This is a genomic window from Pseudomonas sp. 5.2 (assembly GCF_059025405.1).
Genome location: NZ_JBYBHH010000002.1, coordinates 104,977 through 117,390, shown reverse-complemented (window position 1 = coordinate 117,390; position 12,414 = coordinate 104,977). Strand labels below are relative to the sequence as shown.

Sequence of the window (12,414 nt, the reverse complement as noted above, 5' to 3'; positions counted from 1 at the left end):
CCATGACCCCATTCAAGCGACTCATCAGCCCCGCCCTGCTCAGCCTGGCCCTGTTCGGCGGCGCCGCGCACGCCGCGCTGGTACCGCCCCTGGGTTACTACGAGGGGATCGAAAAGCTCAAGACCAGCGATGGCAAGTTCCGCTGCGAACCTGCCCCCAGGCCGTACACCGGCGCGCTGCAGTTTCGCAGCAAGTACGAAGGCTCCGACAAGGCCCGGGCGACCCTCAATGTGGCCTCGGAAAAAGCCTTCCGCGACTCCACGGCCGACATCACCACGCTGGAGAAAGGGGTCAGCAAGATGGTCGGCCAGTACATGCGTGACGGCCGCCCGGCGCAGCTCGACTGCACGCTGGCCTGGCTCGAAACCTGGGCGCGGGCCGACGCCCTGCTGTCCACCGACTACAACCACACCGGCAAGTCGATGCGCAAATGGGCACTGGGCAGCATGAGCGGATCGTGGCTGCGCCTGAAGTTCTCCAACGCGCAGCCCCTGGCCGCGCACCAGGCCGAGGCCGAGCAGATCGAGCGTTGGTTCGCCCGCCTGGCCGAGCAGACCGTGCGCGACTGGAGCGACCTGCCGCTGGAGAAGATCAATAACCACAGCTACTGGGCGGCCTGGTCGGTGATGGCCACCGCCGTGGCCACCGACCGTCGCGACCTGTTCGACTGGGCCGTGAAGGAATACAAGGTCGGCGCCAACCAGATCGACGACCAAGGCTTCCTGCCCAACGAAATCAAACGCAAGCAGCGCGCCCTGGCTTACCACAACTATGCCCTGCCACCGCTGGCGATGATCGCCAGCTTCGCCAAGGTCAATGGCGTGGACCTGCGCAGCGAGAACAACTTCGCCCTGCAGCGCCTGGGTGAAGGCGTATTGGCCGGCGCCCGTGACCCGCGCCATTTCGCTGAACGCGCCGGTACAAAACAGGACATGAAAGACCTCAAGGTCGACAGCAAGTACGCCTGGCTCGAGCCCTGGTGCGCGCTGTACCAGTGCGTCGGCGACACCCTTGATCGCAAGCACGGTATGCAGCCGTTCGACAGCTTCAGGCTCGGCGGCAACCTGACCCGGGTCTATGACCCGAGCGCGGCTTCGAAGAAATAACGCAAAACCCTGTGGGAGCCGGCTTGCCGGCGATGGGCCGCGAAGCGGCCCCTGACTATCGCTGGGCAAGGCTTCGCCTTGCATCGCAGGCAAGCCAGCTCCTACAGGGATCTAGGTAGCCCGCCACATTGCGTGGGGGGTTTGGGGGGCGTTTTGCCCTGGATGCTGTGAACAAATTAGGAGAACCGGGATGGTCTTCTCGTCCAACGTGTTCCTGTTCCTGTTCTTGCCGATCTTTCTCGGCCTGTACTACCTGAGCGGGCAACGCTATCGCAACCTGCTACTGCTGATCGCCAGCTACATCTTCTATGCCTGGTGGCGGGTGGACTTCCTCGCCCTGTTCGCCGGCGTGACCCTGTGGAACTACTGGATCGGCCTGAAAGTCGGCGCCGCCGGCGTGCGTACCAAACCGGCCCAGCGCTGGCTGCTGCTGGGCGTGGGCGTCGACCTGGCCATCCTCGGCTACTTCAAATACGCCAACTTCGGCGTCGACAGCCTCAATGCGATCATCACCTCGTTCGGCCTGGAGCCGTTCATCCTCACCCACGTGCTGCTGCCGATCGGTATCTCGTTCTACATCTTCGAGTCGATCAGCTACATCATCGACGTGTACCGCGGCGACACCCCGGCCACCCGCAACCTGATCGACTTCGCGGCGTTCGTGGCGATCTTCCCGCACCTGATCGCCGGCCCCGTGCTGCGCTTCAAAGACCTGGTCGACCAGTTCAACAACCGCACCCACACCCTGGACAAGTTCTCCGAAGGCTGCACCCGCTTCATGCAGGGCTTCATCAAGAAAGTGTTCATCGCCGACACCCTGGCGGTGGTGGCCGACCACTGTTTCGCCCTGCAGAACCCGACCACCGGCGATGCCTGGCTGGGCGCCCTGGCCTACACCGCGCAGCTGTACTTCGACTTCAGCGGCTACAGCGACATGGCCATCGGCCTGGGCCTGATGATGGGCTTCCGCTTCATGGAGAACTTCAAGCAGCCCTACATCAGCCAGTCGATCACCGAGTTCTGGCGCCGCTGGCACATCAGCCTGTCGACCTGGCTGCGTGACTACCTGTACATCACCCTGGGCGGCAACCGCAAAGGCACCTTCAACACCTACCGCAACCTGTTCCTGACCATGCTGCTGGGCGGGCTGTGGCACGGCGCCAACTTCACCTACATCCTCTGGGGCGCCTGGCACGGCATGTGGCTGGCGATCGAGCGGGCGCTGGGCATCGACACCAACCCGCAGCGTTTCAACCCGGTCAAGTGGGCCTTCACCTTCCTGCTGGTCGTGGTCGGCTGGGTGATTTTCCGCGCCGAGAACCTGCACGTGGCCGGGCGCATGTACGCCGCCATGTTCAGCTTTGGTGAATGGCAGCTGTCGGAGCTCAACCGCGCCCAGCTGACCGGCTTGCAGGTGGCCACCCTGGTCATCGCCTACCTCACCCTGGCGTTCTTCGGCCTGCGCGACTTCTACCGCAATGCCAAGCCGACACCCAAGGCAACCCCGGTGCAGGTCAACGCCGACGGCTCGATCGGCCTGGACTGGACTCGGGTGATGACCCGCGCCTTGGTCCTGCTGCTGTTCGTGGCCTCGATCCTCAAGCTTTCGGCGCAGAGCTACTCGCCGTTCCTTTACTTCCAGTTCTGAGGTTGATGACCATGACCCGGACATTACGCATTACCTATTCGCTGTCGTTCCTCGGCCTGCTGGTCGGCATGGGCGCCTGGTCCACCGGCGGCCTGGAAAGCTTCCAGCGCACCGCGCAGATGACCCTGCTCAACGGCAAGCTGGCCAAGGCCGCCGAGACCCACTACGACGAGCAGTTCCCGATCAAGCGCCTGGGCACCAACCTCTGGGCGGCGCTGGACTTCAAGCTGTTCAACGAAGGCCGCCCGGGCGTGGTGCTGGGCCGCGACCAGTGGTTGTTCAGCGATGAAGAGTTCAAACCCACCGCCGGTGCCGAGCAACTGATGCAAGAAAACCTGGCGCTGATCCGTGGCGTGCGCGACACCCTGCAACAACACGGCAGCCAGCTGGTGCTGGCAATCGTGCCGGCCAAGGCGCGGGTCTATTCCGAATACGTCGGCAAGGAGCTGCCCGCCAGCCTGCACGACGACCTGTACAACCGCTTCCATGCCCAAGCCCGCCAGGCCAACGTGTTCGCCCCAGACCTGATGGCGCCCATGGAACAGGCCAAGGCCCGCGGCCAGGTGTTCCTGCGCACCGACACGCACTGGACGCCGATGGGCGCCGAAGTCGCGGCACAAGCCCTGGCCGAAGCGGTCAGCCGCCAGAGCCTGCTCAATGGCGACCCGCAAACCTTCATCACCGAAGCCGGCAACACGGCGCCCTACAAAGGCGACCTGACCAACTTCCTGCCACTCGACCCGCTGTTCAGCAACCTGCTGCCGAGCCCGGACAACCTGCAGCAACGCACCACGCGCCCAGCCCAAGCCGCTGGCGATGCGGGCGACGCGCTGTTCGCCGACAGCCAGATCCCGGTCGCACTGGTCGGCACCAGCTACAGCGCCAACCCGCACTGGAACTTCCTCGGCGCCTTGCAGCAAGCCTTGCGCAGCGACGTCGCCAACTACGCCGAAGACGGCCACGGCCCGCTGCTGCCGATGCTCAAGTACCTGCAAAGCGATGCCTTCAAAAATGCCGCCCCACAAGTCGTGGTGTGGGAATTCCCCGAACGTTATCTGCCCATGAAAAACGACCTCAGCAGCTTCGATCCGCAGTGGATCGCCCAGCTGAAGAACTCCCGTAAATCCGAAGAAAACCTGGCCCTGTCGTCCACCCGGACGAACCACTGATCGAAAGAGAGGAAATGCACATGACTACCAAGACTTCCATTGCCAAAGCCCTCACCCTCGCAGCAGGCCTGTCCCTTGCCTCGATGCAGGCCTTCGCCGGTGCCGACGCCGCGTTGTACGGCCCCACCGCACCGAAAGGTTCGACCTTCGTGCGCCTGTACAACGCCGCCAGCGCGCCTGCCGCCGCCTCGGTCGGCAACACCCAGATCAAGCAGGTCGGCGCCCAGGCCAGCAGCGATTTCAGCTTCCTCCCAGGCGGTGACTACACCGCCCAGGTGGGCGGCAAGAGCGTGCCGGTCAAGCTGGCCTCGGACAAGTACTACACCCTGGTCAACAGCGGCAGCGGCAACCCGCAACTGATCGAAGAGCCGCCGTTCAAGAACAAGCAGAAAGCCCTGGTACGCGTACAGAACCTCAGCGACCAGTCGCTGACCCTGAAGACCGCCGATGGCAAGACCGAAGTGGTAACGCCGGTCGCCGCCAAAGGCCGTGGCGAGCGTGAGATCAACCCGGTCAAGGTCAACCTCGCCTTGTATGCCGGCGACAAGAAAGTCAGCGACGTCAAACCCGTCGCCCTGGAGCGCGGCGAAGCTGCCGTGTTGTACGTCACCGGTTCCGGCAGCAGCCTGTCGCCGGTCTGGGTTACCCGCCCAGTGTCCACTAACTGATCCCCTGCCTCATTAACGACCTTATTGGAGAAACATCATGATCCCGGTAATTCTTTCTGGTGGTAGCGGTTCGCGTCTGTGGCCTCTGTCGCGCAAGCAGTTCCCCAAGCAGTTCCTGGCCCTGACCGGTGAGCACACGCTGTTCCAACAAACTATCCAACGCCTGGTGTTCGAAGGCATGGACGCGCCGATCGTGGTCTGCAACAAGGACCACACGTTCATCGTTCAGGAACAGCTCTCGGCACTGAAGCTGAAAACCCAGGGCATCCTGATGGAACCGTTCGGCCGCAACACCGCCCCAGCCGTGGCGATGACCGCGATGAAGCTGGTCAGCGAAGGCCGCGACGACCTGATGCTGGTGCTGCCCGCTGACCACGTGATCGACGATCAGAAAGCCCTGCAGCGCGCCCTGGCCCTGGCCACCGTGGCCGCCGAGCGTGGCGAGATGGTGCTGTTCGGCGTGCCGGCGACCAAACCCGAGACCGGCTATGGCTACATCCGCTCCAGCCAGGACGCACTGCTGCCTGAAGGTGTGGCGCGGGTGGCGCAGTTCGTTGAAAAGCCCGACGAGAAACGCGCCGCCGAGTTCGTCAAGGCCGGGGGCTACTTCTGGAACAGCGGCATGTTCCTGTTCCGCGCCAGCCGCTACCTCGAAGAGCTGAAAAAGCACGACGCCGACATCTACGACACCTGCGTGCTGGCCCTGGAGCGCAGCCAGGCAGACGGTGATGTGCTGAACATCGACGAAGCCACCTTCGCCTGCTGCCCGGACAACTCCATCGACTACGCGGTGATGGAAAAGACCCAGCGCGCCTGCGTGGTGCCGATGTCGGCCGGCTGGAGCGACGTGGGCTGCTGGTCATCGCTGTGGGATGTGCACGAGAAGGACGACAACGGCAACGTCACCAAGGGCGATGTGGTGGTGCAAGACAGCCGCAACTGCATGATCCACGGCAACGGCAAGCTGGTGTCGGTGATCGGCCTTGAGAACATCGTCGTGGTCGAGACCAAGGACGCCATGATGATTGCCCACAAGGACAAGGTCCAAGGCGTCAAGCAGATGGTCAAGACCCTCGACGAGCAAGGCCGCAGCGAGACCCAGAACCACCTGGAAGTGTACCGCCCATGGGGCTCGTACGATTCGGTGGACATGGGCGGCCGCTTCCAGGTCAAGCACATCACCGTCAAGCCAGGCGCCAGCCTGTCGCTGCAGATGCACCACCACCGCGCCGAGCACTGGATCGTGGTGTCCGGCACCGCCGAGGTGACCTGCGACGAGAACGTGTTCCTGCTCACCGAGAACCAGTCGACCTACATCCCGATCGCCTCGGTGCACCGCCTGCGCAACCCGGGCAAGATCCCACTGGAGATCATCGAAGTGCAGTCCGGCAGCTACCTGGGCGAGGATGACATCGAGCGTTTCGAAGATGTGTATGGGCGCACTTCGACGCCGGTCGAGCGTGGGGTTTCGGTGAAGACCATCGCGCAATAAGTACAGTGCTCAGAAAAACCGCTCCCCTTTTAAAAGGGAGCGGTTTTTTTGCGCATGGTGAAATTACACCTTAAGTTCGATGCGCCCATTGGCCATGTTGAACGATTCACCCCCAAATCGGAAATCAACGTCGAAATCGATCGTCAGTTGCCGACTGTCTTGATCCCACAGTACGTCCCGTTGATTGATGCGATGAGCCAAGTACGTGCCCGAATCCACGACTGCAAAAACGCTCTGGACCGACGGTTTCCCCGCTTGATCGTAAAACAGCCGAATGGCCACACCCAGCGCGCTCAGCCCGCCGTTCAGGTCTTTGGTTTGGGTTACCAAAACGAAAATCGGGCGGTCATTGTTTTCGTTGGCATACGGGTGTCGGCAACGAAGCCGTCATTGTCTTTGATAGACACCACTGCGCAAGCGTGCCCCTCGACACCGTCATGCAGTTCAGCTTCTTCAGCTAGCAGATCAATTACTGTGTTCATCGTGAGTACCTTGTCGTTTTCGATTCATTGAGTGAACGCGTCGACGACAGACTAATTTGCTACTCGCCATGCCGGTACTCGCAGGACTACGAGGTAGTTGGCCTTCAAGGCCGTCCTTCAAGCGAGGTCGGTTTACCGCTACGATGGTCTGAATTGCGTACCTGAGGTCACCGACTCATGCTTATCGGCGCCGTTCTCATCCTCACCTGGCTGGTACTGCTGCTGCGTTACCCAGCGAAGGCGTTGCCGATATCCCTGGCCGCCGTGTGTGGCATCGGCCTGGTCGCCCTGTTCGTGGCCTGGCAAGACAACCGCGAAGCCACACAACTGGCGCGCCTGGACTTGCGCCTGAGCTATGCCCCGGACCAATGCCCCGCCGACCGTGCGCTGCAGGTTCACATGAAGAACGGCAACAAGGCCCCGCTGACCGAACTGCGTTGGCGGGTGGGGGCGTATGCGCCGGGCGATACCGTCAACCTGGCCGAAAACACTTACAGCGCGCCGCGTTACCGGGGGCCAGGTGAGCTGCAGCCGGGTGCCGAGTGGAAGGATTGCCTGCCCTTGCCGCCACTGCGTTCTGGCTATCGGCCGCAGACGCTGGAGTTTCGGGCTGAGCATCTGCAGGGTACATTTGCCAATTGATCTGTCGCCTGGTCGGGCCCTTTCGCGGGCAAGCCCGCTCCCACAGGTTACCGCACAGATTTTGAGCGCTGTGCAGTACCTGTGGGAGCGGGCTTGCCCGCGAAGAGGCCACTACAGGCAACACAACCTTACCCGACTCAAGGCCATCTCCCATGCCCACCGTCCTGATCACCGGTTGTTCCAGCGGCATCGGCCGCGCCCTGGCCGACGCCTTCCGCGATGCCGGCCATGAAGTCTGGGCCACCGCCCGCAAACCTGAAGACGTCGCGCATTTAGCCGCCGCCGGTTTCACCGCCCGGCAACTGGACGTCAATGATGGCCAAGCCCTGATCCAACTGGCCGATGAGCTGGAAGCAAGCCACGGCCGCCTCGACATGCTGATCAACAACGCTGGCTACGGTGCCATGGGCCCATTGCTCGACGGGGGTGTGGACGCCATGCGCCAGCAATTCGAAACCAACGTTTTCGCCGTGGTCGGCGTGACCCGCGCGTTGTTCCCGCTGCTGCGCCGCGCGCGTGGGCTGGTGGTGAATATCGGCAGCGTTTCTGGGGTGCTGGTCACGCCGTTCGCTGGGGCCTACTGCGCCTCGAAGGCTGCCGTCAACGCCCTGAGCGATGCACTACGCCTGGAGCTGGCGCCGTTTGGCATTCGGCTGATGGAAGTGCAGCCGGGGGCGATCGCTTCGCAGTTCGCCAGCAATGCCCAGCGCCAGGCCGATCAGGTGTTGGCCGCGGATTCTCCGTGGTGGCCACTGCGTGAATATGTACAGGCACGGGCGCGGGCATCGCAGGACCGGCCGACGCCAGCGGCGGTGTTTGCCCAAGGGGTGTTGGCGGCTACGCGCAAAACGGCGGTGCCTGCGGTGGTCAGGCTGGGTAATGGCAGCACGGCGTTGCCGCTGATTGCCAGGCTGTTGCCGCGGCGGTTGCTGGACTGGGTGTTGCGCAAGCGGTTTGGGTTGCTGCGGCCGCTTTGATTGATGCTTGGCAGTACTGGCCTCTTCGCGGGTAAACCCGCTCCTACAGGTACTGCACAGTGCTCAAAGTCTGTGCGGTACCTGTGGGAGCGGGTTTACCCGCGAAGAGGCCGGTACTGCCACAACACCTATCAAACCTTGTTCGCAGGCTGTGTATCAAACGCCTGCCAACCCCCACCCAGCGCCTTGTACAGCCCCACCAGCGCCTGGGAAACCGCCGCCGAGCTGTCGATCCACTGCTCTTCGCTGGCCAGCAACGCACCTTGCACGGTCAGCACATTGAGAAAGTCCACCGCCCCTTCCACATACTGGCGCTGGGCAGTCTCCAAGGCGATACGGTTCTGCCGCACCGCCTCGGCCAAATGGTCGCGACGCAATTGGCTGGCGTTATACAGGCGCAGCACATCGTCGATTTCATGCCAGGCACCGAGCACCACCTTGCGGTAGTTGAGCGCGGCTTCCTGCTGCTGCGCCTCACGCAGTTCCAGCGTGCCTTTGAGCCGCCCACCTTCAAAAATCGGCAGTGACAGTTGCGGGCCAAAGGCGAAGCGGCGCGAGTCCCAGCCGCCGAAGTCAGACAGCTGCATGGCCTGGAAGCCCAGGCTGCCCGACAGCCGAATGCTCGGGTAGAAGTCGGCCTTGGCCACGCCGATACTGGCGGTGGCCGCATGCAGGCGCGCCTCGGCCTGGCGAATGTCCGGCCGGCGCTCGGCCAACTCCGACGGCAGGCCGATGGCGAACTGCTGCTGGGGCGCGGGCAGTTCACCCCCTTCGAGCAACTGTGCCTGAAGGCTGCGGGGCGGCTCGGCCGCGAGCAGGCTGAGGGCGTTGATCAAGTCGTCGCGCTTGGCCTCAAGGCTGGGCAGGCGTGCTTCGATGGAGGCGACCTGGGCACTGGCCTGGGCCACGTCGAGGCGGGTGGCGACCCCTTCGGCCTGGCGATTCTCGGACAACTTCAGGCTGTGCTGCGCCACCTTCAGGTTGTCACGGGTGACGTCCAGGGTGTGCTGCACCGCACGCAGCTGAATGTAGTTGCCGGCGGTTTCCGACAACAGCGCCAGCAACACGCCACGGCGGTCATTCTCGGCCACTTCGACCGTCGCATCGGCAGCCTCCACTTGCCGGCGTACTCGGCCCCAGAGGTCCAGCTCCCACCCCGCGACCAGGTCACCCTGCCACAGGTTGAATGCCGATTTGCCCGCGTGGCCCGAGGGGTCACTCAGCCCTTCGGCGCTGTTGCGAGCGCGGCTGTAGCCTGCGTTCACATCGACCGAAGGCGCTTCATCCGCTGCTACCGTACTGCGCAAGGCACGGCTTTGCAGCAGCCGCGCACTGGCCATCTGCAAGTCCAGGTTGCGTTCGGCGACCCGCTGGATCAGCGCGCTGAGCCGGGCATCGTGAAAGTTCTCCCACCAGCGCAGCTCCAGCGGTTCGGCCTGCGGCTGGCTGGCTGCGGCCTCGCCTTGCAAGCCTGCCCACTGTTGCGGGGCCTGGCTGTCCGGGCGTTTGAAATCTGGCCCGAGGGTACAGCCGGCCATCAGCAACGCCAGCAACACCGGGCTCAAGCGAAAGGCCGGTTTCATCGCGCGCTCACCTCTTTGCCTTCGAGTTTGTCGCCGCGGGTATCGATGGTGGCTTCCACCGACATGCCCACGCGCAGCCGTGCAAGCAGCGGCTGGCCGTCATCGAACACGATCTTCACGGGGATGCGCTGCACCACCTTGGTGAAGTTACCGGTGGCATTGTCCGGCTTGACCGCCGCGAACGTCACACCGGTGGCCGGTGCGATGCTCTCGACATGGCCATGCAGTTGTTCGCCCGAGAAGGTATCGACACTGATGCTGACCGGTTGGCCGGGCTGCACATGGGTCAGCTGGGTTTCCTGGAAGTTGCCAACCACGTAGGCCTGCTGCAAAGGCACTACCGACAACAGCCGAGCCCCCGGATTGACATAGGCGCCGACACGCAAGGCGCGCTCGCCGACCATGCCGTCCACCGGTGCGATGATGCGCGTGTAGGACAGGTCGAGCTGGGCTTTCTCCAGCCCCGCTTCGGCCCGTTTGAGCTGGCCATCGGCGCTGGCCACCTGGGCGCTGAGGATGTCCACTTGCTTGCGTGCAGCCACCAACGCCGCCTGAGTATTGGCCAGGCGCGCACGGGCCTGGTCGACCCCGCTGCGCGCCTGCTGGGCGTTCTGCACGGTGCCGGCACCTTGCTCGGCCAGGCGGCTGTAGCGGTTGACTTCATGATCGGCAAACGCCGCTTCGGCCTGGGCGGCTTTCACGGCGGCTTCGGCCTGGGCAATCAAGGCGGCCTGGCGCTCCAGCGTGGCGCGGGCATCGGCGCTCTGCGCCTTGGCCACCAGCAATTGCGCCTGGGCTGCGTCGAGCGCGGCCTGGTAGTCGCGGGCATCGAGGGTCGCGAGCAACTGGCCTGCCGTGACTTGCTGGTTGTCCTCGACCAGCACCTCTTTGATAAAGCCTGCGACCTTGGGCGCGACCACGGTGTAATCGGCGATCACATAGGCGTCGTTGGTGCGCTGGCGGTGATCGCTGCCCAGCATCCAAGGCCCGACGATGCCGGCCAGCACGGCCACGGCGAGCACCGAGCCGATGAAAAGTGTTTTGCGGTTGTTGGTCATTTCTAAGTCTCGAATTCAGTCACGGGCTCAAGCCACCGCACGCGGCGGGAAGATCCGGGTAGGCACAAAGGGAATCAGGCAGATCAACGCGACGGCGATGCACGCCATCACCAGGTACTGGTCGGCCGAGGTCAGTACCTGGGCCTGTTCATGAATGCGCCGGGCAAGGCCGGCGGCGCTGTCATCGATCAGCGGCGCATTGCCCAGGCTGTCGACCAAGTGGTTGGAATGGAAATGCCGGCGCACAGTGCCCAAGACATCCAGCAAGCCGCCGGCAATCACCGCCGACAGCCCCTTGACCGTGTTGAACCAGGCCGAGGCGAACGGGCCCTCCTGCGGGGTCATGCCGTTGGTGGAGAGCATCAGCAGCGGCAGCACGGCCATCGGCTGGCCAAACACCTGCAACAGATAAAACGGGTAGAAATCGCCGCGTATCCACTCGGAGGTCAACAGGCTGCTGCCCACGCACGACAGCGCCAGCATGGCGAGCCCCATCGCCAGTACCCAGCGGCAGTCCACCGCGCGGATGTTGCACAGCGCTGCGGTCAGCGGCAGGGCGATGAGTTGCGGCATGGCCACCAGCATCATCAGCGGGCTGGTCTGCGCCGGCCGGTAGCCCTGGATCTGCGCCAAGTACGCCGACGGAATGCTGCTCACCCCGGAGAGCACGATCAGCACACCGGCCAAGGTCACCAGGGCGAAGCTCAGGTTGCGCCGCGAGAGCATGCGCAACTGGAAGAACGGCAGCGGTTCGGACCACTCGTTGTACAGGAACAGCACCAGCAACAGCAGGCCGCCGCCCAGCAGCCAGCAGATCAGCGGCGAGTCGAACCAGCCCCAGCGGTCACCCAGCGACAGGCCGAGGACGATGCAACTGATGGCCGGCAGGCCCAGCAGCACGCCACGCCAGTCGAACTGTTTGAAGCGCTCCAGGCGCAACGGGTCCTGGGGCAGGCCCCAGCCGACACAGAACATCGCCAGCAGCGACGGCAGGATGATCTGCCAGAAGGCCCACTGCCAGCCGACGTACTCGGTCCACAGGCCCGCCAGCGGTGTGCCGAGGTTCGGCCCGAAGGTGGCGGTCAGGGCATAGCAGGCCAGGCCATAGACCTTGATGCCCGGTGGCAGAAAACGTAGCGCGACACTCATCAGCATCGGCGGCAAGGCGCCCGAGGCAAAGCCTTGCAGCACCCGCAGCAGCATCAGGCTGTGCAGGTTGGGGGCGAACGGTTGCAGCAGGCCCAGCACGGCGAACACGCCAATGGCAGACAACGTGAAGCGGCGCAGGGAAAAGGTCGTGGCAAGCCAGGGTGCGAAGGCCATCGCCGACACCGAAGCCGCGCTGTACGCAGCCAGCAGCCAGGCGCCTTCGTCGGCACCGATGCCCATGGCGCCGCGGATATCGGCCAGCGAGATCTTGGTCACCGCCTCGTTGAGGCCGGCACAGAGTACGGCCAGCAACACCCCAAACAACCCCACCACCACCTGCAGGCCGAATGCCGTCTGCACGGGGGCGGCCGGCGCGGGGGCGGCAGCCAGCGCAGCAGAAGGCGCGGTCAGGGAACTCATGGGAATACATCTCCAGCAAC

General features: G+C 63.9%; 12 protein-coding genes. 7 read left to right on the top strand and 5 right to left on the bottom strand.

Annotated elements, in window-relative coordinates:
* The first annotated feature begins 2 nt into the window (after positions 1-2).
* From AC5PZ0_RS04215 to AC5PZ0_RS04195, 5 genes are all read left to right on the top strand, one after another.
* Complete coding sequence (locus AC5PZ0_RS04215; RefSeq protein ID WP_493854429.1) at positions 3-1,106, top strand: mannuronate-specific alginate lyase; 1,104 nt, start codon at positions 3-5, stop codon at positions 1,104-1,106.
* A gap of 190 nt (positions 1,107-1,296) precedes the next feature.
* A complete protein-coding gene (locus tag AC5PZ0_RS04210) occupies positions 1,297-2,754 on the top strand; it encodes an MBOAT family O-acyltransferase (RefSeq protein WP_085273969.1) in 1,458 nt (485 codons plus the stop codon).
* Positions 2,755-2,765: 11 nt separating this feature from the next.
* Positions 2,766-3,923 (top strand): alginate O-acetyltransferase, encoded by a 1,158-nt coding sequence (locus AC5PZ0_RS04205; RefSeq protein ID WP_027595302.1) that lies wholly within the window; start codon positions 2,766-2,768, stop codon positions 3,921-3,923.
* 20 nt (positions 3,924-3,943) lie between these two features.
* Positions 3,944-4,591 (top strand): alginate O-acetyltransferase AlgF, encoded by a 648-nt coding sequence (locus tag AC5PZ0_RS04200; RefSeq protein ID WP_027595301.1) that lies wholly within the window; start codon positions 3,944-3,946, stop codon positions 4,589-4,591.
* 37 nt (positions 4,592-4,628) lie between these two features.
* Positions 4,629-6,083 carry a mannose-1-phosphate guanylyltransferase/mannose-6-phosphate isomerase gene (locus tag AC5PZ0_RS04195; RefSeq protein WP_027595300.1) on the top strand — a complete coding sequence of 485 codons (1,455 nt, stop codon included), beginning with the start codon at positions 4,629-4,631 and terminating at the stop codon, positions 6,081-6,083.
* A gap of 63 nt (positions 6,084-6,146) precedes the next feature.
* Here the strand turns inward: AC5PZ0_RS04195 and AC5PZ0_RS04190 are convergent, their stop codons facing one another.
* Together AC5PZ0_RS04190 and AC5PZ0_RS04185 are read right to left on the bottom strand one after the other, a co-directional pair.
* Positions 6,147-6,413, bottom strand: a complete 267-nt coding sequence (locus AC5PZ0_RS04190) for a hypothetical protein (protein WP_493854428.1) — start codon at positions 6,411-6,413, stop codon at positions 6,147-6,149.
* Positions 6,407-6,565, bottom strand: coding sequence for a hypothetical protein (locus AC5PZ0_RS04185; RefSeq protein WP_493854427.1), 159 nt, complete (start codon positions 6,563-6,565; stop codon positions 6,407-6,409). Before AC5PZ0_RS04185 ends, AC5PZ0_RS04190 begins: the two co-directional genes overlap by 7 nt.
* 177 nt (positions 6,566-6,742) lie before the next feature.
* Here AC5PZ0_RS04185 and AC5PZ0_RS04180 point away from each other — a divergent pair, with 177 nt between their 5' ends.
* Together AC5PZ0_RS04180 and AC5PZ0_RS04175 are read left to right on the top strand one after the other, a co-directional pair.
* Entirely contained in the window at positions 6,743-7,207 is a 465-nt protein-coding gene (locus AC5PZ0_RS04180) for a multidrug transporter (protein ID WP_099430393.1), read from the top strand.
* Positions 7,208-7,359: 152 nt separating this feature from the next.
* A complete protein-coding gene (locus tag AC5PZ0_RS04175) occupies positions 7,360-8,184 on the top strand; it encodes an SDR family oxidoreductase (protein WP_099430394.1) in 825 nt (274 codons plus the stop codon).
* 131 nt (positions 8,185-8,315) lie between these two features.
* Here the strand turns inward: AC5PZ0_RS04175 and AC5PZ0_RS04170 are convergent, their stop codons facing one another.
* Genes AC5PZ0_RS04170 through AC5PZ0_RS04160 form a run of 3 tightly spaced genes read right to left on the bottom strand, consistent with a single transcriptional unit; the run spans position 8,316 to position 12,394 of the window.
* Positions 8,316-9,767 (bottom strand): efflux transporter outer membrane subunit, encoded by a 1,452-nt coding sequence (locus AC5PZ0_RS04170; protein WP_493854426.1) that lies wholly within the window; start codon positions 9,765-9,767, stop codon positions 8,316-8,318.
* Positions 9,764-10,825: an HlyD family secretion protein gene (locus AC5PZ0_RS04165; RefSeq protein ID WP_099430396.1), complete on the bottom strand. Its 1,062-nt coding sequence runs from the start codon at positions 10,823-10,825 to the stop codon at positions 9,764-9,766. Before AC5PZ0_RS04165 ends, AC5PZ0_RS04170 begins: the two co-directional genes overlap by 4 nt.
* A gap of 27 nt (positions 10,826-10,852) precedes the next feature.
* The gene (locus AC5PZ0_RS04160) at positions 10,853-12,394 is read right to left on the bottom strand and encodes an MFS transporter (RefSeq protein ID WP_238209595.1); all 1,542 of its coding nucleotides are present in this window, start codon (positions 12,392-12,394) and stop codon (positions 10,853-10,855) included.
* Between the last annotated feature and the right edge of the window lie 20 nt (positions 12,395-12,414).

Bases quoted from the DNA above. Each gene is read 5' to 3' on its own strand.
- AC5PZ0_RS04160 (WP_238209595.1), bottom strand. From the start codon at position 12,394: ATGAGTTCCCTGACCGCGCCTTCTGCTGCGCTGGCTGCCGCCCCCGCG.
- AC5PZ0_RS04200 (WP_027595301.1), top strand. From the start codon at position 3,944: ATGACTACCAAGACTTCCATTGCCAAAGCCCTCACCCTCGCAGCAGGC.
- AC5PZ0_RS04205 (WP_027595302.1), top strand. From the start codon at position 2,766: ATGACCCGGACATTACGCATTACCTATTCGCTGTCGTTCCTCGGCCTG.
- AC5PZ0_RS04170 (WP_493854426.1), bottom strand. From the start codon at position 9,767: ATGAAACCGGCCTTTCGCTTGAGCCCGGTGTTGCTGGCGTTGCTGATG.
- AC5PZ0_RS04185 (WP_493854427.1), bottom strand. From the start codon at position 6,565: ATGAACACAGTAATTGATCTGCTAGCTGAAGAAGCTGAACTGCATGAC.
- AC5PZ0_RS04215 (WP_493854429.1), top strand. From the start codon at position 3: ATGACCCCATTCAAGCGACTCATCAGCCCCGCCCTGCTCAGCCTGGCC.
- AC5PZ0_RS04210 (WP_085273969.1), top strand. From the start codon at position 1,297: ATGGTCTTCTCGTCCAACGTGTTCCTGTTCCTGTTCTTGCCGATCTTT.
- AC5PZ0_RS04195 (WP_027595300.1), top strand. From the start codon at position 4,629: ATGATCCCGGTAATTCTTTCTGGTGGTAGCGGTTCGCGTCTGTGGCCT.
- AC5PZ0_RS04175 (WP_099430394.1), top strand. From the start codon at position 7,360: ATGCCCACCGTCCTGATCACCGGTTGTTCCAGCGGCATCGGCCGCGCC.
- AC5PZ0_RS04180 (WP_099430393.1), top strand. From the start codon at position 6,743: ATGCTTATCGGCGCCGTTCTCATCCTCACCTGGCTGGTACTGCTGCTG.
- AC5PZ0_RS04165 (WP_099430396.1), bottom strand. From the start codon at position 10,825: ATGACCAACAACCGCAAAACACTTTTCATCGGCTCGGTGCTCGCCGTG.